This is a genomic window from Clavibacter quasicaliforniensis (assembly GCF_051201715.1).
Taxonomy (GTDB): domain Bacteria; phylum Actinomycetota; class Actinomycetes; order Actinomycetales; family Microbacteriaceae; genus Clavibacter; species Clavibacter seminis.
In genome coordinates this window covers 582,688-605,318 of record NZ_CP139624.1, presented here as the reverse complement: position 1 = coordinate 605,318, position 22,631 = coordinate 582,688, and the positions used below count along the sequence as shown (strand labels likewise).

Annotated in this window: 21 protein-coding genes; 10 read left to right on the top strand and 11 right to left on the bottom strand. The window is 74.4% G+C overall.

What is annotated here, in order from left to right:
- Nucleotides 1-6: 6 nt before the first annotated feature.
- Nucleotides 7-3,675 carry a proline dehydrogenase family protein gene (locus NL142_RS02985; RefSeq protein ID WP_435080903.1) on the bottom strand — a complete coding sequence of 1,223 codons (3,669 nt, stop codon included), beginning with the start codon at nucleotides 3,673-3,675 and terminating at the stop codon, nucleotides 7-9.
- A 172-nt stretch (nucleotides 3,676-3,847) separates the two neighbouring features.
- On the opposite strand from NL142_RS02985, the gene NL142_RS02980 reads away from it, so the two are divergent.
- Nucleotides 3,848-4,750, top strand: coding sequence for a LysR substrate-binding domain-containing protein (locus NL142_RS02980; RefSeq protein WP_435080902.1), 903 nt, complete (start codon nucleotides 3,848-3,850; stop codon nucleotides 4,748-4,750).
- A gap of 74 nt (nucleotides 4,751-4,824) precedes the next feature.
- Here the strand turns inward: NL142_RS02980 and NL142_RS02975 are convergent, their stop codons facing one another.
- The 4 genes from NL142_RS02975 to NL142_RS02960 all read right to left on the bottom strand — a co-directional run bounded on the left by NL142_RS02975 (nucleotide 4,825) and on the right by NL142_RS02960 (nucleotide 8,875).
- On the bottom strand, nucleotides 4,825-5,652 hold the full coding sequence (locus NL142_RS02975) for a copper resistance CopC family protein (RefSeq protein WP_435080901.1): 828 nt from the start codon (nucleotides 5,650-5,652) through the stop codon (nucleotides 4,825-4,827).
- Nucleotides 5,649-6,413 carry a YcnI family copper-binding membrane protein gene (locus NL142_RS02970; protein WP_435080900.1) on the bottom strand — a complete coding sequence of 255 codons (765 nt, stop codon included), beginning with the start codon at nucleotides 6,411-6,413 and terminating at the stop codon, nucleotides 5,649-5,651. The genes NL142_RS02975 and NL142_RS02970 overlap by 4 nt, the downstream gene beginning before the upstream one ends.
- Nucleotides 6,414-6,582: 169 nt before the next feature.
- A complete protein-coding gene (locus NL142_RS02965) occupies nucleotides 6,583-7,236 on the bottom strand; it encodes a hypothetical protein (RefSeq protein ID WP_435080899.1) in 654 nt (217 codons plus the stop codon).
- 73 nt (nucleotides 7,237-7,309) lie between these two features.
- The gene (locus NL142_RS02960; RefSeq protein WP_435080898.1) at nucleotides 7,310-8,875 is read right to left on the bottom strand and encodes a glycoside hydrolase family 68 protein; all 1,566 of its coding nucleotides are present in this window, start codon (nucleotides 8,873-8,875) and stop codon (nucleotides 7,310-7,312) included.
- A gap of 267 nt (nucleotides 8,876-9,142) precedes the next feature.
- Here NL142_RS02960 and NL142_RS02955 point away from each other — a divergent pair, with 267 nt between their 5' ends.
- Both NL142_RS02955 and NL142_RS02950 read left to right on the top strand, forming a co-directional pair.
- Nucleotides 9,143-10,783, top strand: coding sequence for a glycoside hydrolase family 32 protein (locus tag NL142_RS02955; protein ID WP_435080897.1), 1,641 nt, complete (start codon nucleotides 9,143-9,145; stop codon nucleotides 10,781-10,783).
- 92 nt (nucleotides 10,784-10,875) lie between these two features.
- On the top strand, nucleotides 10,876-11,619 hold the full coding sequence (locus tag NL142_RS02950; RefSeq protein WP_435080896.1) for an alpha-lytic protease prodomain-containing protein: 744 nt from the start codon (nucleotides 10,876-10,878) through the stop codon (nucleotides 11,617-11,619).
- Between the two features lie 21 nt (nucleotides 11,620-11,640).
- Here NL142_RS02950 and NL142_RS02945 read toward each other — a convergent pair whose 3' ends face one another.
- The 3 genes from NL142_RS02945 to NL142_RS02935 all read right to left on the bottom strand — a co-directional run bounded on the left by NL142_RS02945 (nucleotide 11,641) and on the right by NL142_RS02935 (nucleotide 13,724).
- A complete protein-coding gene (locus NL142_RS02945) occupies nucleotides 11,641-12,099 on the bottom strand; it encodes a MarR family winged helix-turn-helix transcriptional regulator (protein WP_435080895.1) in 459 nt (152 codons plus the stop codon).
- A 106-nt stretch (nucleotides 12,100-12,205) separates the two neighbouring features.
- On the bottom strand, nucleotides 12,206-12,673 hold the full coding sequence (locus NL142_RS02940; RefSeq protein WP_011931830.1) for a VOC family protein: 468 nt from the start codon (nucleotides 12,671-12,673) through the stop codon (nucleotides 12,206-12,208).
- A 97-nt stretch (nucleotides 12,674-12,770) separates the two neighbouring features.
- Nucleotides 12,771-13,724, bottom strand: a complete 954-nt coding sequence (locus NL142_RS02935; RefSeq protein WP_435080894.1) for an aldose 1-epimerase family protein — start codon at nucleotides 13,722-13,724, stop codon at nucleotides 12,771-12,773.
- Between the two features lie 75 nt (nucleotides 13,725-13,799).
- Here NL142_RS02935 and NL142_RS02930 point away from each other — a divergent pair, with 75 nt between their 5' ends.
- On the top strand, nucleotides 13,800-14,600 hold the full coding sequence (locus NL142_RS02930; RefSeq protein ID WP_435080893.1) for a DsbA family protein: 801 nt from the start codon (nucleotides 13,800-13,802) through the stop codon (nucleotides 14,598-14,600).
- Nucleotides 14,601-14,627: 27 nt separating this feature from the next.
- Here NL142_RS02930 and NL142_RS02925 read toward each other — a convergent pair whose 3' ends face one another.
- The gene (locus NL142_RS02925) at nucleotides 14,628-15,593 is read right to left on the bottom strand and encodes a DNA-3-methyladenine glycosylase family protein (RefSeq protein WP_435080892.1); all 966 of its coding nucleotides are present in this window, start codon (nucleotides 15,591-15,593) and stop codon (nucleotides 14,628-14,630) included.
- 65 nt (nucleotides 15,594-15,658) lie between these two features.
- On the opposite strand from NL142_RS02925, the gene NL142_RS02920 reads away from it, so the two are divergent.
- A complete protein-coding gene (locus NL142_RS02920) occupies nucleotides 15,659-16,159 on the top strand; it encodes a pyridoxamine 5'-phosphate oxidase family protein (RefSeq protein ID WP_435080891.1) in 501 nt (166 codons plus the stop codon).
- Between the two features lie 10 nt (nucleotides 16,160-16,169).
- Here the strand turns inward: NL142_RS02920 and NL142_RS02915 are convergent, their stop codons facing one another.
- Complete coding sequence (locus tag NL142_RS02915) at nucleotides 16,170-16,877, bottom strand: nucleoside/nucleotide kinase family protein (RefSeq protein ID WP_435080890.1); 708 nt, start codon at nucleotides 16,875-16,877, stop codon at nucleotides 16,170-16,172.
- A gap of 38 nt (nucleotides 16,878-16,915) precedes the next feature.
- On the opposite strand from NL142_RS02915, the gene NL142_RS02910 reads away from it, so the two are divergent.
- The 5 genes from NL142_RS02910 (at nucleotide 16,916) to NL142_RS02890 (ending at nucleotide 21,134) form a co-directional block, all read left to right on the top strand.
- Nucleotides 16,916-17,941, top strand: a complete 1,026-nt coding sequence (locus NL142_RS02910) for a 6-phosphofructokinase (RefSeq protein WP_015489331.1) — start codon at nucleotides 16,916-16,918, stop codon at nucleotides 17,939-17,941.
- A 32-nt stretch (nucleotides 17,942-17,973) separates the two neighbouring features.
- Nucleotides 17,974-18,999, top strand: a complete 1,026-nt coding sequence (locus NL142_RS02905; RefSeq protein WP_435080889.1) for an MDR family oxidoreductase — start codon at nucleotides 17,974-17,976, stop codon at nucleotides 18,997-18,999.
- Nucleotides 19,000-19,083: 84 nt separating this feature from the next.
- Nucleotides 19,084-19,476 carry a DUF1304 domain-containing protein gene (locus NL142_RS02900; RefSeq protein ID WP_043585237.1) on the top strand — a complete coding sequence of 131 codons (393 nt, stop codon included), beginning with the start codon at nucleotides 19,084-19,086 and terminating at the stop codon, nucleotides 19,474-19,476.
- A 93-nt stretch (nucleotides 19,477-19,569) separates the two neighbouring features.
- Nucleotides 19,570-20,229: a biliverdin-producing heme oxygenase gene (locus tag NL142_RS02895; RefSeq protein WP_435080888.1), complete on the top strand. Its 660-nt coding sequence runs from the start codon at nucleotides 19,570-19,572 to the stop codon at nucleotides 20,227-20,229.
- 83 nt (nucleotides 20,230-20,312) lie between these two features.
- Nucleotides 20,313-21,134 carry a DNA/RNA non-specific endonuclease gene (locus NL142_RS02890; protein ID WP_435080886.1) on the top strand — a complete coding sequence of 274 codons (822 nt, stop codon included), beginning with the start codon at nucleotides 20,313-20,315 and terminating at the stop codon, nucleotides 21,132-21,134.
- A 69-nt stretch (nucleotides 21,135-21,203) separates the two neighbouring features.
- On the opposite strand, the gene hemL is transcribed toward NL142_RS02890, so the two are convergent.
- A complete protein-coding gene (hemL, locus tag NL142_RS02885; protein ID WP_194683454.1) occupies nucleotides 21,204-22,571 on the bottom strand; it encodes a glutamate-1-semialdehyde 2,1-aminomutase in 1,368 nt (455 codons plus the stop codon).
- Nucleotides 22,572-22,631: the final 60 nt, after the last annotated feature.

Here is a 22,631-nt window from a genome sequence, read left to right as displayed (position 1 = left end):
GGTCGCCTAGATGACCGCCTCGCTCCAGTCGTCCGGGTTGCCGAAGCGGTGGGCCGTGATGCTGATGGCCTGCTCGCGCAGGAACGTGAGCATCTCGACGCGGCCGGCCGCGGTGATCTCGTCGGCGAAGACGGCGACGTCGGGCGTGCCGCGGAGCGCGTCGGACAGGGCCCGCGCCTCGACGAGCCGCGAGTCGCGCGCGGCGACGAGGCGCACGCGCTCCGTCGGGATCCCGTCAGCGGCGACGCGGGCGAGCCACGCCTCGTCGGTCTCGATGGTCACGTGCACGCTCGGCAGGTCCTCGAGCACCTGGCCGAGGCCGGCCGGCAGGATCCCCGGCACCGACACGTGCATCTCCGCCCGCGCCAGCCGCCCGGCCGCGAGCACGCGCAGCAGGTCGGCGAGCGCGCCCGACTCCGTGAGCCGCACCGTGACGGGCAGCGGGCGGTAGCGGAACAGGTTCCGCTCGACGCCGAGGCCGCTCGGGTCCTTCACCTGGCCGAACTCGTCGTGCCAGGCGACCGCGTCGCTGAGCGCCGAGCGGCGCACGAGGTCGAAGTCCTCGTAGCGGATGGCGGGCTGCGCCGACTCGATGAGCTCCGTGACCCGAGGCGACAGCCCGCGCAGGTGCAGCGAGCTCGAGTGCCGGCCCGCGTCCGCGACCCAGGAGCCGAGGCCCATGAGGTAGTTCGGGCCGCCGGCCTTGGTGCCGGATCCGACCGAGGAGCGCTTCCAGCCGCCGAACGGCTGGCGCTGCACGATCGCGCCCGTGATCCCGCGGTTGACGTAGAGGTTGCCCGCCTCCACGGTCTCGAGCCACTGCTCGAGCTCGCGCGCGTCGAGGCTGTGCAGGCCCGCCGTGAGGCCGTACGGGATGGCGTTCTGGAAGCGGATGGCCTCCTCGAGCGTGCGCGCGCGCATCACGCCGAGCACGGGGCCGAAGAACTCGGTGAGGTGGAAGTACGACCCGGGCTTCACGCCGTCGCGGACGCCGGGCGACCAGAGGCGCCCGGTCTCGTCCTTGGCCTCCGGCTCCACGAGCCACTTCTCGCCGACGCCGAGCTGCGTGAGCGCGTGCTTGAGCTTGCCGGCGGCGGGCTCGATGATCGGGCCCATCTGCGTGGTCGGATCCGACGGGTAGCCCACGCGCAGCGACGACACCGCGTCGGTGAGCTGCGTGAGGAACCGGCGGGACTTCCCGACCGAGCCCACGAGGATCACCAGGCTCGCCGCCGAGCACTTCTGGCCGGCGTGACCGAAGGCGCTCTTCACGACGTCGGCGGCGGCCAGGTCGAGGTCGGCGCTGGGCGTGACGATGATGGCGTTCTTGCCGCTGGTCTCCGCGAGGAGCGGGAGGTCCGAGCGCCAGGAGCGGAAGACCTCGGCGGTCTCGTAGCCGCCCGTGAGGATCACCCGGTCGACCGCCTTGTGCGAGATGAGGTGCTCGCCGAACTCGGCCTCGCCCGCGTCGACGAGCGCGAGCAGCTCGCGCGGCACGCCGGCCTCGCGGAGCGCCTCGACGAGCACCGCGCCGGATCGTCGGGCCTGGCCGGCGGGCTTGACGACCACGCCGCTGCCGGAGGCGAGGGCCGCGAGCATGCTGCCCGCGGGGATCGCCACGGGGAAGTTCCACGGCGGCGCCACGACGGTGACGCGCGACGGCACGAAGCGGGCGCCCTGCACGCGGTCGAGGTCGCGGGCGCGCTCGGCGTAGTAGTGCGCGAAGTCCACGGCCTCGCTGACCTCGGGGTCGGCCTCGGCGATGGTCTTGCCGGTCTCCGACGCCATCACCTCGATGAGGCGCGCGCGGTTGCGCTCGATCGCGACGCCCACGCGGTGCAGGAGGGCGGCGCGCTGGTCGCCGGGGCGGGCGCCCCAGGAGGCCGCGGCGGTGCGGACGCCGTCGATGATGTCGTCCAGCTGCTCGGTGGAGTCGATGCGTGCGGCCTCGATGGTCGCGACGCCCAGCTGCGAGGCCTCGACGCGCGACAGGATCTCGCGCCCCCAGGCGCGGTTCGTCGGCAGCGCCGGATCCGTGTCGGCCGCGTTGTGGAACGGCGTCGCGGAGGCGTAGGGGTCGACGAGCGCGTCGGGCGTCAGCAGCGATCCGCGGGTGAAGCCCTGCACCACGCTCGTGAGCTGCGGGTCGACCTCCTCCTCGGGCTCATCCGGCGTCTCGGGCTCGGCGAGCGGATCCACGTCGTCGAGCTCCGGCGGGAAGCGGCGGTCCTGCGTGCGGTTCGGTGCGGGGATCGTGTCGTCCACGCCGTCGAGCGACGAGCGGAACCGCTGCTCCTCGCGCGCGAAGAGCGCGCTCGACGTGCTCAGCTCGAACACCGCCGACATGAAGTTCTCCTGGCTCGCGTTCTCCTCCAGGCGGCGGATGAGGTACGAGATGGCCACGTCGAACTCGGTCGGGTGCACCACCGGCGTGTAGAGCAGGAGCCCGCCGACGGTGCGCTTCACGGCCTCGGCCTGGCCGGTCGCCATTCCGAGCAGCATCTCGAACTCGATCCGGTCGGTGACGCCGCGCTCCTCCGCGAGCAGCCACGCGTACGCGACGTCGAAGAGGTTGTGGCCGGCGACGCCGATCTTCACGGCGTCGGCCGCGGCGGGCTGGAGCGCGTGCTCGAGCATGCGCTTGTAGTGCGTGTCGGTCTGCTCCTTGGTGGCCCAGGTGGCGACGGGCCAGTCGTGCATCCGGCCGTCGACCTGCTCCATCGCGAGGTTCGCGCCCTTGACGATGCGGACCTTGATGGGCGCGCCGCCGGCTGCGCGCCGCTCCTGCGCCCACGCGGTGAGCCGCTGCAGGCCGGCGAGCGCGTCGGGGAGGTACGCCTGCAGCACGATCCCCGCCTCGAGGTCCTTCAGCTGCGGCTGATCGAGCACGCGCGTGAACACCTCGATGGTGAGGTCGAGGTCCTTGTACTCCTCCATGTCGAGGTTGATGAACTTGGGGGTCGCGGCCTTCGACGCCAGCTCGTACAGCGGGGTCAGCCGCTCGACGACCTTCTCGACGGCCTCGTCGAACGCCCACATCGACAGCTGCGAGACGACGCTCGACACCTTGATGGAGACGTAGTCCACGTCGTCGCGCGCGAGCAGCTCGCGCGTGCCCGCGAGGCGGCGCGCAGCCTCCTTCTCGCCGAGCACGGCCTCGCCGAGCAGGTTGAGGTTGAGGCGGGATCCGCCCTCGCGCAGCTTCTGGATCGCCGGGCCGAGCTTCTCGCTCGTCGCGTCGACGATGAGGTGGCCGACCATCTCGCGCAGCACGCGGCGCGCGACCGGGACGACGACCTGCGGCAGGACGGGGCCGAGGATGCCGCCCGCGCGGATCGCGCCCTGCATGTACCAGGGCAGGAAGCCGGGGGTCTTGGCGGTGAGCGCCGCGAGGCTGTTGCCGGCGACCGGCAGGTCCTCGGGACGGACGACGCGGTCGACGAAGCCGATGGTGAAGTCGAGGCCGTTCTCGTCCTTGAGGACGCCGGCGAGGCGCTCGGCGGACGGATCCGCGGGGTGCTGGGCCGCCTCGGCGAGCCAGGTGCGCACGAGGGCGACGGACCGGTCGGCGAGCGCCTCGCGGTCGGGTGCTGCGGCGGTGCCCTCGACCGTCGGGATCTGCGCCGTCTCGGAGGCGGGAGCGGTCTCGGGGGCGGATGCGGTCTCGGCGGTCATGCGGGAACCTCTTCGTCTCGGGTCGGGCGATGTGCCCCGGCGTCGGCCGCGCTGCGGGCGCGTCCTCCCAGTGTGCGACCATGCTCTCATCGGATGCGCTGAACGTTTCCGATGATCATCGTGCGGTCCTGCCGATGATTCCACGCTCGCCAGAGATCCCGGGGAGGCGCACGTGCTCGAGATGCGACGGCTGCGGCTCCTGCGCGAGCTCAAGCTCCGCGGCACGATCGGCGCGGTCGCCGACGCGCTGTCGTTCAGCCCGTCGTCGGTGTCGCAGCAGCTCGCGCAGCTGGAGCGCGAGGCCGGCGTCCCGCTCCTGCGCCGAGTCGGCCGGCGGGTGGCGCTCACGCCGCAGGCCGAGATCCTCGTCGAGCACACGACCGCGCTGCTGGAACGGCTCGAGCGCGCCGAGACCGAGGTGAACGCGTCGCTCGCGAACGTGTCCGGCACCATCCGCGTGGCCGCGTTCCAGTCGGCGCTGCTCGCGCTCGTGCCGCCGGCGCTCACGATCCTCCGCGACGACTACCCCGACCTCCGGGTCGAGATCACGATGCGCGAGCCCGAGTCGGGCCTGCACGACGTGTGGGCGCGCGACCACGACCTCGTCATCGCCGAGCAGTACCCGGCGCACGCGGCGCCACGACCCGCCGACCTCGACCGCGAGGAGCTGTGCGTGGATCCGCTCCGCCTCGGCCTCCCGCCCGGCCGCGACGACGTGCGCTCCATCTCCGACGCGCGCCGCCTGCCGTGGGTGATGGAGCCCGGGGGCACGGCGTCCCGCCACTTCGCCGAGCAGGTCTGTCGGGTCGCGGGCTTCGAGCCGGACGTGCGGTACGTGACGGCCGACCTGCAGGCGCACATCGACCTGGTGCGCGGCGGGCACGCCGCCTCCGTGCTGCCGGACCTCGTGTGGGCCGGCCGCGAGCCCGACGTGCGGCTGATCGGCCTGCCCGGCTCGCCCCGGCGCACGGTGTTCACGTCGTCGCGCGTGGGCAGCCTCGACCGGCCGGGGATCCGCGCCTGCCGCGACGCCCTCGCGCGCGCCGTCGAGGTGATGGGGCCAGGCGCGGGCTGACCAGACTCCGCGTGCGGACGACGACGGGCCCGGATCCGCGCGGATCCGGGCCCGTCGTCGCGGAGCTCGTGCGGTCAGGCGGCGGGTGGGCCGCCCTCGCGCGGGGCGTCGCCATCGGCGTCGCCCGTCGCGGCGGACGCGGCCGGCTTCCGCCGCCCGGTCACCACGATGAGCACGACCGCGGCCGCGGCGAGCACGACGATCCCGATGCCCACGCCGACGATGACGCCGAGGTAGGGCGCGACGCCCTGCTCCTGGCCGGCCGCGGTGCCCGGATCGGCGGCGGACGACCCGGCGCCGCCCGACGAGGTCGCGCCGGATCCGGCCGCCCCCTGCTGCGCCGCCGCGCACCCCGGCCCGTCGGGCGTGCCCGCCGACGCCGTCGCGCCCGCGGGCGCCTGGTACGTGAACGCGATCGAGTCGGAGACCGGGTGCCCGTCCGCGGAGACCACGCGCCACGTGACCGTGTACTGCCCGGATCCGCCGAGCGCGACCGGCACCGAGACCGTGCGTCCGGAGTCCGTCGCGCAGCCGGTCTCGAAGTGCGTGCCCTGGCCGTCGGGTCCCGTCACCTGCACCACGGACGAGCCGCCCGATGCGGGCGCGGATCCGGTCGACGCGTCACCGCCGCCCCCGCCCGCCGCGGCGAGGTCGAGGATCACGTCGTTGAAGGTCAGCGTGACCTCCGACGGCGGCGCGTCGATCGTGGATCCGGCCGCGGGCGAGCTCGACACGAGGTAGTTGTGCGCCGACGCCGACAGCGCGCCGTCGGGCCCGCTCCCCTGCGCGAGCCCGGCGAGCGCGAGCGCCCCGGTCGCGAGCGCGGCGCCGGCGACCGCCGCGGCGAGCCGCCGGAGCGGGCGCCTGCCGGTGCGGGCCGGGATCCGGTCTCCGGGCGTCACGCCTGGCCGCCGCCCTCGCGACGCACGCGGGTGAGCGCGAAGACCGCGACCACGAGGGCCACCGCGCCGAGGGCGAGGCCGCCGACGCCGAGGCCGACCGCGACCGCGCTGCTCGTGGCGCTCGTGTCGGACGCCGCCGTCGTGACGGTCGCGTCGGGCGCCGCCGTCGTCGTCATCGCGCTCATGGAGTCGGCCGGCGGGGCGTCGTCCACGTAGAGCGTGGGCGCGGGGTGCTCCGGCTCCTCGCCGGAGGCCGGGGTCGCCTGGTCCCAGTCGACGACGGATCCGTCCGAGTAGCCCTGGTGCGCGGGGAGCATGATGCTGCCGGTGTCGGGCACGGGTCCGACGGAGACCGTGAAGCGCTGGAACTCGCCTGCCTTGATGCCCACGCCGTCGTCGGCGGTCCAGGTGACCTCGACGGGCGCGTCCGTGATGGTCGCGTCGTCCGTCTTCACCGGGGTGTCGAGCTTCTCGGTCGTGACCTTGGCGGTCCAGCCGGGCACGGGCTCGGTGGAGAGGCTCGAGAAGGGGGCGTCCTTCGGCAGGTCGACGGTGACGCTCGTGGTCGTCGCGGTCGCGGACTCCGTCGGGACCTTGAAGGTCAGCGTGCTGTAGCTGCCGGCGGCGGCCTGGTCGGGCGAGACGCGCACGTGCGCGGAGGCCGCGAGCGGCACGGCGACGGCGAGCGCGACGCCGCCGACGAGCGCGGTGGCCGAGCGGAGGATCCGGCGGCGGGGGGCCTGGGTGGATGAGCGGGTCATGGCATGTCCTGTTCCGGGCCGCGCTTGGCGGCCCCGGGAGCGGACGCGGCGGTGCCGGCGTCCGGTGAGGGAGGAGAGGGGGCGGGCGATGCGGGGCATCGCGTCCGCGGCGCGAGCGGGCTCGCGCGGTGGGCTGAGGATCCGCGGGTCGCGGGATCCGGCCGGCGCGTCAGGTTGCGGCGAGGGCGCGCGGGCGCGGCGGGCCGCGGTGACGCAGGCGGCCGAGCCGGGCGCAGAGGTCGCGCAGCGCCAGCGGAGCGCGGACGGCCAGGGCGAGCGCGGTGTCGCGCCGTCCCTCGGGCCGGAGGAACGGGATCGCGAGGGCGCGCACGACGCGCACCGCGGAGGCGTCGACGAGCGCGCGGACGGCCGCCTCGCCGTGCCGCAGCGCGAGCACGGTGACGACGAGGGCCGCGCCGTGCGAGAGCAGCATGCCGGGGTCGAGCGCGCCAGATCCGCCGGCCGCGGCGTCGAGGCCTGGGAGCGCGACCGGCGACGCGCCGTGCCCCATGCCCGCGTGCGGATCCGCCGGAACGGCCTGGCCTGTCGCGTCGCCCGCCGCGGTGAACAGGCCGTGGAAGAGCAGCTGGCTGACGCCCACCGCGGCGACGAGGCGCCACAGCGACGTGCGCGCGCCGGCGAGCGCGATGGCCGCGAGCGACGCGAGCGCGAGCCCGAACGCCACGACGGCCCACGACGGGGCGGCCCCGCCGCCGGCCTCGTGGAAGAGGGCGGCCACGAACGTGGCGGTGGTGGATGCGGCGAGCCCCCGGATCACGCGCTGGACGCGCGGCGGGATCGGGGTCGGGGACGGGGCGGGCATCGACAGCGAGTGTAGATGAGCGGCCAGGGAGGACGCGGCGACGACGGGTTGACCGCCGCCGCCGCGCCTCGCCCTACTGCGGCGGGTGCGCCGGGTCGTAGACCCGGGTCGTCGGGATGTCGGCGTACCCGCCGAGCCCGCCCTCGCCGTAGCCCCGGTCGAGCTTCGAGGTGTCGCCGTCGAACTCCAGCCTCACGGTCGGCCCGAGGGACCCGCCGCGGCGGAAGGACTCCTTCGTGCCGACGGCGTCGATGAACGACTCCACCAACCCGCCCGGCAGGATGTAGCTCGAGTACGCCTGGAACGCGCCCGGCGTCTGGTTGTAGTCGGGGGCGTACGCGGTGCCGCCCGCGTAGTTGAGGTTCGTCGGGTTGACGAGCACCATGCCGGATCCGCCGTTCATGGGCTTGTAGTCGCTCCGCAGGCCGTTCCCCACGAAGCCGTAGACGCCCTCGGGCCCGTCGAGGCCCGTCGCGAAGGTCGACCGGTGGCTGATCGTGAACAGGTAGTGCTTTCCGTTCTCGATCACCACCTCGGGCCGCTCGGTCTGGTCGGTCACGCAGGCGGACTCGAGCAGCGGATCCAGGTAGTGCCACTTCGTGAGGTCCGCGTCGTCCGCGACCGCCAGGCCGATGGACGCCATCTGGTAGTTCGCGCCGCTCGCGGTCACCTCCTTCGGGTCCTCGGCCGCCGGATCGCCCTTCCGGTAGCCGAGGTCGGTGGCGTCGCACTCCTGCTCGCCGCGCTTCCCCGCGACGTTGGCCTCGAACACCATGTACGTCTTGCCGGGGTGCTCCGGATCCGTGAACGTGAACGGGTCGCGGAAGTTGGTGGACCAGTTCTGCTCGTTGGTCTGGTACCTCTGCCCGTCGGGGCGCAGGAGCGGGGTCACCGTCTCGAAGCCGGCGGTCTTGACCGCGCCGTCGACCTTCTCGATGCGTCCCTGGCTGAGCGAGATGACCGGGTCGGCGGGCTTCACGTCCTGGCCCTTCGCGTCGCGGTAGAACGCCACGTCGGTGAAGAAGAGCTTGACCGTGCCGTCGGCCATGATCCGCGCGGATCCCGACCACTCGGCCTGCTGCGTGAACGACTGGTCGGGGAAGATCCCGTCCGTCACGCCGTCCTCGAACACGTTGCCCTGGTAGGTCCAGCCGCCGTTCTCCGGTCGCTGCTCCGACGGGATCCCCGTGGGCCGCGTGAAGTAGCCGATCTTGGCGTACGTGTGCCGGTCGTCGAACGACAGGGTGCGCGGGGCCGTGAGCGCGAAGATCACGTCGTAGCCGTCGACGCTGTAGGTCTGGCCCGACGAGTCCGTGAGCGGCCAGGTGTCCCAGACGTAAGCCTTGTCGGTCATCGTCGGGAAGTCCTGCGGGACCTGGGGCATCGTGAGCGCCTCGGGCATGGAGTTCTGCCGGGGCGCCGCGGTCGGGTCGGACAGCTTCGCGATCTGCTTGGCGTCCGCGCGGGTCCAGTGGGCCGTGAAGTCGTCCTCCGGCGCGTACGCCTTCTGGGTGTGGACGGTGGGCCGGGGCGGCGTCGTGCCCGCGGCCTGGGCGGATCCGCCGGCGAGCAGCGCGGACGCCACCACCAGGGTCGCCGCAGCGGACGCGGACAGCCCGCGCCTGATTCTCTTGGTCACCTGTTCTCACTCTCGTTCTCGTATCGATGAGACCGATCGCGTCGCGCGGTGCACGCTCCCCCGGTCGGGGAGCCTAGGGGGTGACGGGGCGTTCCCGCGCCCCCGGACGGGGTCAGCGCCGGATCCCGGGCGTGTCCCCCGAACGGGGTGGACGCGGCGCGGCTCAACCTGTACGGTCGCCGGATCGGTCGTGCGGCGGTGCATGCTCTCCCGCTCCGCTCCGCCACCCGTCTGCCCCCGATCGCCCACCGCGAGGAGACCGACGACATGACCGCATCCCCGTCGCGACCGCCCGCCGCCGGGCTCGCGCGACGCGTGCGCGACCGGATCCGGCCGCTCGCCCGCCGCCATCGCCGCGCCCTCGTCGTGGCCGTCGCGATCCTCCTGGTCGCCGCGCTCGTCGTCGCCGTGCGCGGCATCACCGGCGCCGACCGCGGGCCCGTCGCGCCCCCGCCGCCCGCGCCCCGCGCCGCCGACGACGGCATCCACATCCGCCCGTCGGGCGAGTTCATGAACGACCCGCAGCGCCCCTTCCTGCTCGACGGCGTCTGGCACGCCTACGCGCTCGTCAACGCCGACCACCCCACGGGCAACGGATCCTCGTGGCGGCACTACACGTCCGCCGACATGGTCACGTGGCACGACGAGGGCATCGCGATCGACAAGTACGACACCCCGCTCGGCGACGCGGAGACCGGCAGCGTCGTGGTCGACACCGGGAACACGTCCGGGCTCGGCGGCGGCACGGTCATCGCGATCCTCACGCAGCAGTCCGAGGGCGTGCAGCGGCAGTCCCTCTACTACTCCACCGACGGCGGCTACCGCTTCCAGCCCTACGCGGGCAACCCCGTCATGGACAACCCGGGCGGCCCCGACTTCCGCGACCCGAAGGTGGTGTGGGACGGCGCACACGGGCGATGGAGCATGGCGCTCGCGGAGGGCAGGCGCGTCGGCTTCTACACGTCGCCCGACCTCATCCACTGGACCTACCGCTCCGACTTCGCGCGCGACGACCTCGGCACGATGGAGACGCCCGACGTGTTCCCCATCGCGAGCGCGGACGATCCCGACCGCGTCCGCTGGGTCCTCGGCGTCGGCGCGGACGGCGCCGCCGAGGGCCGCGGGACGGGGTACGCCTACTGGGTCGGCGACTTCGACGGCGAGCGCTTCACGACCGACGACGACGCCCCGCGCTGGCTCGACCAGGGCGCGGACCTCTACGCGGGGGTCACCTGGGCGGATCCGGCCGACGGCACGGCGCCCACCCGCCGCTACGCGATGGGCTGGACGAGCAGCTGGGCCTACGCGGACCGCCTGCCGCTGCGGGACGGCGGCGCGGGCGGCGGCCAGTCGCTGGTGCGGGAGCTGCGGCTCGTGTCCGACGGCGCCGGCTGGGCCCTGCGCTCGGCTCCCCTCGATGCGCTGGCGGCGCGCGAGGGCGATTCCCGGGCCATCCCGGACGCGCGCATCGCCGCCGCGACCGCGCTCGCGGACGCACCCCGCGGCCCCTCGCGCCTCCGGCTCACGCTCACGCCCGACCCGGCGGATCCCGCGCGCGAGACCCGCGTGCGGCTCGCCTCCCCGGAGGGCGGCACCGTCACGGTCGGCTACGACGCGGCCAGGCGGCAGGCGTTCGTCGTGCGCGACGACGACCCGGACGGGATCATGCCGGACGCCTACGACCGGCCCGCGACCGCGCCGCTCCCCGACACGGCGCCCGGGGATCCGGTCACGCTCGACCTCGTCCTCGACGACCGCACGATCGAGGCCTTCGTCGACGGCGACGCCGCCGTCCTCACGAGCGCGACGGTCGGCACGCTCGACGGCGCCGGCCTCTCCGTGGAGGCCGTGGACGGGACGACGCGCGTGACCGACGCGAGCTGGGCGCCGTTCGACGGCGGCCGCTGAGCGGACAGGCCATCCCGACGCCCTTGCCCGCGGGCACGACCGCGCGGGAGGATCGCCCTGCGGACGCGCACTCCGCGGAGAGGTCGCCCACCATGACCCGCACGCCCACGCGCCGGACCCGTGCCGTCGTCGTCGTCGCGGCCGCCGCCGTCATCGCGACGGGGACCCTCGCCGTCGCCACCGCGATGCGGCCGGAGGGGCGCCCGGCGGCCGGGGAGGCCACCGCCGACGCGCCGACCGCGACCCCCTCCGCCGAGCCCGACGCGATCGACCGGCAGATCGACAAGCGCCGGATCTTCGCCCTGCGCTCCGATCGCGCCTACGTCGAGAAGGTGGCCGCCGCATCCGACACCGTGTCCAGCGACTGGACGGGCCTCCGCCTCACGCCGGCCGAGGCCGCCGAGTTCGCGCGCCAGGAGACGCTGCCGGCGAAGCTCGAGGAGATGCGCGCGATCCTCGCCCCGCTCGGCGCGTCCGGCGGCGTGTGGGTCGAGAACCCAGTCGCCGAGCCGCAGGTGATGGTCGTGGCGATCGTCGGCGAGGTCGGGGCCGAAGTCCGAGGGCGGATCGCGGAGATCGCCGGCGCCGACCCGCTGCGGGTCACGACCGCGGAGCGCACCGAGCAGCAGCTCATGGACATCGGCGCCGCCCTCGACGCGACCCCGGCGGGACGCGCGGGCTGGCTCACGGGATGGGGCGTCGACATCACCCGCGACCGCGTCAGCGTCTCGGTCGATCCCGCCGCCCCGGCCTCGGTGGAGGCCGACCTCGTCGCGTCCTCCGGCGACGTCTTCGGTTTCACCCGCCAGGGCCCGGCGACCGTCGGCACGGGCTGATCCGCGGACGGGAGCAGCGGATCAGGCCGCCCCGCCGTCCGGGAGCGCGCCCGTGAGCCGCCCCACCACGTCGTCGAGCGCGTCGCGGAGCGCCTCGAGCTCGGCGACGGTCATGCCGGTGCGCGCGGCCGCCTGCGCGGGCACGTCCACGGCGCGGCCGCGGAGCTCACGGCCGGCCTCCGTGAGGGAGACCACGACGACGCGCTCGTCCGCGGCGCTCCTGGCCCGGTCGACGAAGCCGGCGGCCTGCAGGCGCTTGAGCAGCGGCGTCAGCGTGGCGGGCTCCAGCTGCAGGGTGGATCCGAGGTCGGACACCGAGCGGTCGTCGCGCTCCCACAGCGCGAGCATCACGAGGTACTGCGTGTGCGTCAGCCCGAGCGGCTCGAGGATCGGCCGGTAGACGGCCACCACGGTGCGGGCGGCGACCACCGCCTGGAAGCAGACCTGGCTCTCGAGCGCCAGGGGGTCCGTCATCGTCATCGCGTCCTCCTCGACCGGGTCGTGCTCTGCTCGGCACTAGGGGAGATGCTACGCACGCGAACGGCGGCGGCACGCTCGTGCGCACCGCCGCCGCCCGGCTCGCGGATCAGCCCGCGACGACGAGCTCCACGTTGATGTCGTCCGGGTCCTGCACGGAGAGGATCGACATGCCCGTGGGGAAGTCGATGACCTCGCCGTGGGCGATGCCGCGCTCCTCGAACAGCGCGGCCGCGCGCACGAGGTCGTCGCGCGACCCGACCTGGAGGCTCACGTGGTCGAGGCCGCGGGTGGCCGGGTCGAACGCGGCGTCGTCGCCCGAGGCGTCACCGTCCGCGATGGGGCGGAGGCCGAGCAGCTGCGAGCCGACGCCGTAGATCACGCCGCCGAAGTACTGGGCGGGATCCTCGCGCACGGCGGGGTCGCTCGCGTCGCCCTCGCTCTCGATGGCGGGGGTGAGGCCCAGCACGCCCTCGTAGAAGGCACGCGAACGGCCGAGGTCGGTGACGGAGAGGCGCACGTGGTGCACGCCGGTGATGGAGTCGAGGGCTGCGGTGGTCGCGCTGGTGTCGGTCATGCTCCGACGCTAGGACGGTCCGCGCCGGACGTCCCGGGTCGCTTCGGTTTCCGACCACGGCTGCCGGCGGGCGGCCGGTCGGGCACCGCCGACGCGGTCAGTCGTGCAGGTCGATGCCCCAGGTGCCCGACCACTCGGATCCGGGCGCGAGCGTGATGAGGCCGTCGCCGGAGTTGAACGCGTCGGCCGGCGCCGTCATCGGCTCCACCGCGACCGCCCACACGTGCCCGTCGGCGACCGGGTACCACGGCGTGACGAAGACCTGCCAGTACGTGAACTCGCCGTCGGCCCAGATCTCGGTGCGTCGGCCGTCGGGCGCCTGCACGCCGTGGCGGCTGACGCCGTCGACCACGCGGGCGTCGGCCCACGCGTCGTCGAGCTGCGCGTCGCGGACGCGCACGCCCTGGCGCAGGTCGTAGCGGGTGCCGTCGACCGGGGCCTGGACGCCCGTGGGGTTGAGGCGCACGGGATCCACCTCGATGTGGGTGGGCGCGTCGATGACGACCTCGAGGTCCTCGGTGGGCACGTCGCCCACGCGGAGGAAGGGGTGCGTGCCGACGGCGACGGGCGCGTCGGCCGAGCCGACGTTGCGGATCAGGTGCGTGACGCGGACGCCGGAGCCCGTGAGCTCATAGCGCACGCTCGTCTCGAGGGCGAACGGGTAGCCGCGCTGCGGGTGGACGTCGGCGGCGAGCGTGACGGAGACCTCGTCGCGCTCCACGAGGCGGTACGGGGAGTGCAGGAGGAGCCCGTGGATCGCGTTCTCGCGGTCGACCTCGGTGATGTCGAGCTGATGGGTGACGCCGTCCTGCTCCCAGATGCCGTCTCGGATCCGGTTGGGCCAGGGCGCGAGCACGATGCCGCTGCAGAAGGGAGGCCGCGCGTGGTCCGGGTAGGACTGCACGAGGTCCGTGCCGTCGACCTGCAGGACGCGGAGCGCGGCGCCGACCTCGGCGATCACGATGCGCTGGGTGCGACCGTCCACCTCCGCGACGAGCTCGTGCTGCTGGCCGGTGGGGAGGCGGGGTACGTACGTCACGTCGTCGGGCACGCGCCGAGCCTATCCATACGCAGCGCTGTGGCGCCTCCCAGGGGCACGGGCATGCGGATCCATAGGATCGTGGCCATGGCCCGGCATGAGAACGAGAAGGTACGCGCGATCCGCGAGAAGGCACGCATCGAGAGGGCCCTCGACGACCGGCGCCGCAAGCGCCGCCGCCTCATCGCCCAGTTCTCCGTCGCGGGCGGCCTCGTCATCGTCATCGCGGCCATCGCCGGCGGCGTCTACCTCATGGGCCAGTCCCAGGCGGCGAGCGCCGCGGGCCCCGTGCAGGACACGACCGCGGCGCTGTCCACGGGCGACCAGGTGCGCGTCGCGACCGAGCCCACCGGCGTCAGCGTGGGCGCGGCCGACGCCCCCGTCACCATGGACGTGTACGAGGACTACTCGTGCCCCCACTGCGCGCAGTACGAGGCCGAGACCGGCCCGCTGCTCGACAAGATCGCCGCCACGGGCCAGGTGCGCATCGTCTACCACCCCATCCAGATCGTCACGAAGTACGGCGTGGTCGCGGGCAGCGCCGCCGCGTGCGTGCTCGCCGAGGAGCCCGACAAGTGGCCGGCCGTGCACTCGGCCCTGTTCGACAACCACTCCACCATCACCGACTCGTGGACCCACGCCGACTTCGTCACCTGGCTCACCACCCAGGGCGTCACGGCGGATGCGGCGCGCACGTGCGTGGCCGAGGGCAAGTACTCGTCGTGGATCACGAGCAACACCTCCGACGCGACCTCGGCGGGCGTCACCGGCACCCCGACGCTGCGCATCCAGGGCGACATCATCACGACGGTCGCCGGTCAGGACCTCGTGGACGCGCTCACGAAGGCGGGCGCGCAGCTGCCCGACGGCATCGCCGCCGACAGCTGATCCGCGGACGCAGGGCCGCCGCGGCGCTCAGTGCGCGCGGTGGTCCTGCACCGTCATGCGCGGGCCGAACCGCGGCTTCCGGAACCCGCTCGCCTCGATGAGCCGCATCACCCGCTGACGCTGGCCGCGCCACGGCTCGAGCAGCTCGAGCATCCCGTCGTCGTCGACCGGGTGGCCGGCGAGCGCCCACCCGACCATGTCGTGCACGTGGTAATCGCCGACGCTCACCGAGTCCGGATCCCCGTGGGCGCGCTGCGTGGTCTCCGCCGCCGTCCAGATCCCCACGCCCGGGATCGAGCGCAGCCGCCGCGTGATCTCCTCGCTCCCCCGCCCGAGCGCGAGCGTGCGCTCGAGGCCCGCCGCCGAGGTCGCGACCGCGATGAGCGTGCGCGACCGCTTCGGGTCCACGCCGGCGCGGTGCCACTCCCACGACGGGATGAGGCGCCAGCGCTCGGGCGACGGCAGCACGCGCATGCCTGCCGGCACCGGCCCGGGCGCGGGATCGCCGTGCGCGAGGATCAGCTGCCGCCACGCCCGCCTGGCCTCGAGCCCGGTGACCTTCTGCTCGAGCACCGCGGAGGCCATCGCCTCGAAGACGTGGTTCGTGCGCATGAGGCGCATAGCGGGCAGCCGGCGGTGCGCGTCGCGGAGCAGCGGATGCGCGGAGACGTCGAGGTCGGACCAGTCGTCGCCCTCGCCGAGGAGCTCGGGCACGCCGGCGATCGCCCACTCGGCGCCGGGGCCCCATGCGCGGGCGTCGACGCCGCCGTCCGCGCGCGGATCCAGCCGGAGCGACGCGTCGCCGAGCGGCGTGCGGGCGGTGCGCCAGACGCCGACGCGGCGGGATCCGGGCGGGGCCGGGTCCCAGCGGCAGGTCGGATCCACGACCCCGCGGAACAGCGGGCGCAGCACGAGCCGGAGGTCGACCTCGCGGTCGGGCAGGTAGGTCGTGCGCGCGTCGGGGGCCGTCACCTCCGCGCCGCCCTGGTCCATCCCCTCAGGGTACGCACGGCCGCCGACCCTCCTCGGCCGTCCACCGCGCGCGTAGCCTCGGCCGCATGACCGACACCACGAACGACCACCAGGACGACCGCGAGCGCGTCGCCGAGCTCGTGAAGAGCGCCCGGATCGCGCTGCTCACCACCGTCAACGCCCACGGGCAGCTCGTGAGCCGCCCGCTCGCCAGCCAGGAGCGCGACTTCGACGGCGACCTCTGGTTCTTCACGCAGGATCCGAGCGACAAGACCGCCGAGATCCGCGCGAACGACCAGGTCAACGTGTCGCTGCAGTCCGGCGACGGGTTCCTCTCCATCGCTGGCACCGCGGAGATCACCCGCGACCGCGCGCGCATCGACGAGCTGTGGTCGGCCGGCGCCGAGGCCTGGTTCGAGGGTGGGAAGGACGACCCGACGGTCGCGCTGATCCGCGTGCACGCCGACGCCGCCGAGTACTGGTACCAGGACACCCCGAAGCCGATCGCGCTGATCAAGTACGCCAAGGCCGCCATCACGGGCGAGCGCCCGAAGGACGTCGGGGAGCACGGGACCGTCGAGCTCTGACCCGCGCGCGCTAGCCGGGGATCGCGCCCGGCACGCCCGCGGCCGTGCCGTCCACCACGAGGTCGGCGCGGCCGCGGGTCGCCTCGATGAGCGCGGCGTTCGCGCCGTCCACCTCGCGGGCCCAGGCCTCGGCCGCGCTCGGCGCGCGTCCGCCGGCCGTGTGCCGGTCCACCAGCCGGGAGAAGCGCTCGTCGCCCGGCGTCGCGCAGAACCACGCCTCGTCGAGCTCCGCGGCGAGCTGCCCCCACGGACCCTCGTCGACGAGCAGGTAGTTGCCCTCGAGCACGACGAGGCGGATGCCGGGATCCACCGCGACGGCGCCCGCGACGCCCTCGTCGACGGACCGGTCGAAGGACGGCGCGTAGACGACGTGGTCGGTCTCCGCGCGGAGGCGCCGCACCAGGGCGAGCACGCCCCAGCCGTCGAACGTGTCGATCGCGCCCTTGCGGTCGTGGCGGCCCAGCCGGTCGAGCGTCGCGTTGGCGAGGTGGAAGCCGTCCATCGGCACGCAGGCCGCGGTGCCGGCGCCCGCCAGCGCGTCGACGCGCGCCACGAGCGCCCGCGCGAGGGTCGTCTTGCCTGCGCCGGGGCTGCCCGCGATGGCGAGGATCGCCCGTCGCCCCTCCTGCACGAGGCCGATGGCGCGGCGCGCGAGGGCGTCGAGGTCGCCCGTCGCGGGCGATGCGGGATGCGGTCGGCGGTCGGGTCCGGAGTCCATCCGGCCAGTCTCGCGGACCGGTGCCCCATGATGGACGTGTGCGCATCGGAATCCTCACCTCAGGCGGAGACTGCCCCGGACTCAACGCGGTCATCCGCGGGGCGGTGCTCAAGGGAACGACCATCCACAAGCAGGAGTTCGTGGGCTTCCGCGACGGCTGGCGGGGCGTCGTCGACGGCGACGTCATGCCGCTCGCGCGCCGCGACATCCAGGGCATCGGCAAGCAGGGCGGCACGATCCTCGGCACCAGCCGCACGAACCCGTTCGAGGGCGACGGCGGCGTGGAGCGGATCCAGGAGAACCTCGACCGCCTCGGCATCGACGCGATCCTCGCCATCGGCGGCGAGGGGACGCTCGCGGCGGCCAAGCGCCTCACCGACGCGGGGCTGAAGATCGTCGGAGTCCCCAAGACCGTCGACAACGACCTCGACGCCACCGACTACACGTTCGGCTTCGACACCGCGGTGCAGATCGCGACCGACGCCATGGACCGCCTCCGCACCACGGGCGACTCGCACAGCCGCTGCATGGTGGCCGAGGTCATGGGCCGGCACGTGGGCTGGATCGCGCTGCACTCCGGCATGGCCGCGGGCGCGCACGCGATCCTCATCCCGGAGCAGAAGACGAGCATGGACGAGATCATCGGCTGGGTCCGCTCGGCCTACGACCGCGGTCGCGCGCCGCTCGTCGTCGTCGCGGAGGGCTTCATCCCCGAGCACGCGTCGGACGCGCACGGCGAGCGCGGGCTCGACGCCTTCGGCCGCCCGCGGCTCGGCGGCATCGGCGAGCAGATCGCGCCCATCATCGAGGAGCGCACGGGCATCGAGACCCGCGCCACGACCCTCGGCCACATCCAGCGCGGCGGCACCCCGTCGTCCTACGACCGCGTGCTCGCCACCCGCCTCGGCCTCGCCGCGGTCGACAGCGTGCGCGACGGCCACTGGGGCCGCATGGTCGCGCTCCGCGGCACCGACATCGTGCACGTGGGGTTCGAGGAGGCGCTCGGCCGCCTCAAGACCGTGCCGCAGCACCGCTACGACGAGGCCGCGATCCTCTTCGGCTAGGTCGCGCCCGACCCCGGGCGTAGCGTGACGGCATGACGTACCGCGCGCTCGTGGCCGAGCAGACCGTCGCCGACGATGGCACCACAGGCATCGAGGTCGCGCTGCGCGACCTCCCCGACGAGCGGGCGACGGGCGGCCCCGACGGCCCCGACGACGGCGAGGTCGCGCTCGACGTCCTCTTCTCCAGCGTCAACTACAAGGACGGCATGCTCCTCGGCGGCCGGCCCGGGATCGCGCGGACCAGCCCGCTCGTCGCCGGCATCGACGCGGTGGGCACGGTCGCCGCGAGCGGATCCGACGCCTTCGACCCCGGCGACCTGGTCGTCCTCAACGGCGCGGGCCTCGGCGAGAGCCGCGACGGCGGGCTGGCCGAGCGCGTGCGGGTGCCGGCCGCGTCGCTCGTGCGCGTGCCCGCCGGGTTCTCCGCCGCGCGCGCCGCCGCCGTCGGCACCGCCGGCTTCACGGCGATGCTCTCGGTGCTCGCGCTCGAGCGCGGCGGCGTGGAGCCCGGATCCGGCGACGTGCTCGTCACGGGCGCGGGCGGCGGGGTCGGATCCGTCGCCGTCGCGCTCCTCGCGCGCCTCGGCCACCGCGTGGTCGCCTCGACCGGCCGCGTGGACGAGCTCGGTGACCGGCTGCGCGCGCTCGGCGCCGCCGACGTGATCGACCGCTCCGAGCTCGGCGAGCCGGGGAAGCCGCTGCAGCGCATCCGCTGGGCGGGCGCGGTCGACAGCGTCGGCAGCGCGACGCTCGTCAACGTGCTCGCGCAGACCCGCTGGGGCGGCGTCGTCACGGCGGCGGGACTGGCGCAGGGCCCCGACCTCCCGGGCACCGTGCTCCCGTTCATCCTCCGGGCCGTCACGCTCGCGGGCATCAACTCCGTCGAGGCGCCGGCCGCGCTGCGCGAGGAGGCGTGGGCGCGGCTCGCGACCGACCTCGACCCCGCGCTCCTCGACACGATCACCACCACCGTGCCGCTCGACGGCGCGATCGCCGCGGGCGAGCGGATCCTCGCGGGCACCTCGAGCGGCCGCGTCGTGGTGGACGTCCGCGCCTAGCACCCGCCGCTCCCGGCGCCGCCGCGGTCCCCGGCCGCGCTACCCTGGGCCCCGTGCGGCACCGAGCCGCCGGAGTGAGGGATCATGACCGCAGTCGCCACCACCGGCACCATCTTCGTCGGACTCGCGGCGCTGCTGCACGTGTTCTTCTTCCTCCTGGAGAGCGTCTGGTTCGAGAAGCCGTTCGCCTGGAAGCGCTTCGGCGTGGCCGACCAGGAGAAGGCCCTCATCATCAAGCCGTGGGCCTACAACCAGGGCTTCTACAACCTCTTCCTGGCGCTCGGCGCCGGCCTCGGGCTGATCCTCTACTTCGTCGGCAACGTGCCCGCCGGCCTCACGCTCGTGCTGTTCACGACCGCGTGCATGGTGCTGGCGTCGATCATCATCGCGAGCACGGGCAAGAAGTACCTCGTGCCCGCCCTGATCCAGGGCGTGCCGCCGCTGCTCGGCCTCGTCTTCTTCGCCGCCGCCTCCTGAGCCGCGGCCGCGCGACCGCGGTCCGGAGCGTCGCGATCCGGCCCGCCGCCCTCTTCCGCGCGAGCCGCAGATGAGGTTAGGCTCACCTACATCATGAACGTCGTCCCCCTCACCGAGGCCCTCCGCGACCGGGCACGACCGCGTGCCGAGGCGCAGGACGCGGACGACTTCATGACCGCGCTCGTCACGGGCCGCGGCTGCCGCGACGACTACGTCGCGCTCGTCGCCCAGCACTACTTCGTCTACCGCGCCATCGAGCAGGCGACCGAGCGCATGGCGGCGGATCCCGTGGCCGCGCGCTTCATCAGCCCTCGCCTCACGCGCCTGCCCGCCATCGAGGCCGACCTCGACTACCTCGTCGGGCCGGACTGGCGCGAGGTCGTGCGGCCGCTCGCGAGCACCGCGGCGTACGTCGAGCGCATCGAGCAGGTGGCCTCGGTCTGGGTCGGCGGCTTCGTCGCGCACCACTACACGCGCTACCTCGGCGACCTCTCCGGCGGGCGACTCCTCCGCTCGCTCCTGCAGCGCCAGTTCGGCTTCGAGACGAACGGCGTGGGCCTGTACCTCTTCGCGGAGATCGCCGAGCCGCGGCGGTTCTGCAGCACCTACCGCGAGGCGCTCGACCAGGCGCCGTGGGACGACGACGAGCGCGCCCGCGTCGTCGCCGAGGTCGAGAACGCGTACCGGCTCACCACGGACGTGTTCGCCGAGCTCGCGCGCGGGCGCGCCACGGCTCCCCTCCGCCTGGCCTGATCCGACCCTCCCGTCGCCCGCCGTCCGCTGCGCGTCCACCCGGCCCCCGGTCGAGCGTCCGAGGCCGGGCATAGGCTCCGGACATGGACGGCTACGACCTCGACTTCCTGCCCATCGCCCTCCCGCTGCCGGAGGCTCCGGCCGACGCCCAGCCCGTGCGGCTCGACTACCTGCACTTCACGGTCCTCATGGACACGGACCGGCGCCTCGCCGCCCTCACGGCCGTGAACATCGACGGCGCGCGCCTCGTGGACGTGGAGCGCTCCGACGACTGGCACCTGGATCCGCGCCTCCCGGCCGACCAGCAGTGCGGCCCCGAGCTGTACGCGCGCAACGACATCGACCGCGGGCACCTCGTGCGGCGGCGGGATCCGGTGTGGGGCGGCATCGCGGAAGCGGCCCGTGCCAGCGCCGACACCTTCGCCTACACGAACGCGGCCCCGCAGGCGGCGGAGTTCAACCAGTCCAAGGAGCTGTGGCTCGGCCTCGAGGACTACGTGCTCGACAACGCCGACCTCGGCGACCGGCGCATGACGGTGTTCACCGGCCCCGTGTTCTCGGACGACGACCCGGTCTACCGCGGCGTGCGGATCCCGCTCATGTTCTGGAAGATCGCGGCCTGGGCCTCCGGGGACGAGCTCGCGGCCACCGCCTACCTCCTCGACCAGGCGCCGGAGCTCGGCGACCTCGACCGGCGGTCGGCGACGGCGGACGCGCCCGAGCTCGGGCCCTACCGCACCTACCAGGTGGCGGTGTCGGAGATCGGCGCGCTGACGGGCTTCGACGTGGCGCAGCTCGCGGCGGCCGACCGGCTCGGCGTGCCCGCGACCGCGCGGCCCGGCACCCCCGCGGACGGCCGCGACGGCTGGGTCGAGCTGGAGCGGTTCGCGGCGATCACGCTCTGACGCGCAGGACCCGGCACGACGACGACGGGCCCGGCCGACCGGCCGGGCCCGTCGTCGTGCACGAGGGGGCTACGCGGGCGGGGTCGCCGCGGCGGCCGCACGGGCGGCGGCCGGGAGGGCGCGGATCACGCGGTCGAGCGACGCCTCGTCCATGGCGGCCGAGACGAACCACGCCTCGAAGACCGACGGCGGCAGGCTCACGCCCTGGTCGAGCATGGAGTGGAAGAAGGCCGGGTAGCGCCAGGTCTCCTGCGCCTGCACCGTGGCGTAGTCGGTGATCCCGTGCTCGGGCGGCGTACCGAACGTGAAGCTGAAGAGGCTGCCCGCGCGCTGCACTGAGTAGGCGAGGCCGGCGCGGTCGAAGGCGAGCTCGACCGCGTAGATCAGGATGTCGGCGGCGATGTCGAGCGCGCGGTACACGCCGTCGTCGGCGAGGCGGAGGGTCGTGAGGCCCGCCGCGACCGCGACCGGGTTCCCCGAGAGCGTACCCGCCTGGTAGACGGGGCCGAGGGGCGCGAGGTGGTCCATCACGTCGGCCCGGCCGCCGAGCGCGGCGACGGGCAGGCCGCCGCCGATGACCTTGCCGTACGTGACGAGGTCGGGGGTCCAGGCGTCGGGGTGGTCGGCCGCCAACCCCGCGTTGTCGAGGCCCCAGTAGCCGGCCGCGTGCACGCGGAAGCCCGTGAGGACCTCGTCGGAGATGAGGAGGGATCCGTTCTCGTGGGCGATGCGCGCGAGCTCGGCGGTGAAGCCCGGCAGCGGCGGCACGACGCCCATGTTGGCGGCGGCGGCCTCGGTGATCACGGCGGCGATGCGCGGGCCGTGCTCGGCGAACACGGCCCGCACGGCGCCGAGGTCGTTGTAGGGCACGACGATGGTCTGCGCGGCGATGGCCTCGGGGATCCCCGCGGAGCCGGGCAGCGCGAGCGTCGCGACGCCCGAGCCCGCCTCGGCGAGGAGGCTGTCGGAGTGGCCGTGGTAGTGGCCGGCGAACTTCACCAGGAGGTCGCGGCCCGTGAACCCGCGGGCGAGGCGGATCGCCGTCATGGTGGCCTCGGTGCCGGTGGACACGAGGCGGAGCTTCTCGATGGGGCGGCGGTCCGGGGATCCGTCGACGCCCGCGACCCTCACGCGCTCGGTGACGAGCTCGGCGAGCTCCGTCTCCGCGGGCGTGGTCGCGCCGAAGCCGAGGCCCAGGGCGGCGGCGTCCTGCACGGCCTTCACGACCTCGGGGCGGGCGTGGCCGAGGATCGCGGGGCCCCACGAGTTGACGAGGTCGACGTACTCGACGCCGTCGGCGTCGGTCACGTAGGGGCCGGCCGCCTTCACCATCATGCGCGGGGTGCCGCCGACGGAGCCGAACGCGCGGACGGGCGAGTTCACTCCCCCGGGGATGACGTCGCGGGCGCGGTCGAAGAGGTCCTGGGAGTGGGTCACGGTGATGTCCTTCGGTGCCGGGCGGGGATCCGCTCGGGATGTGGGCCGGACGCGTCCGGC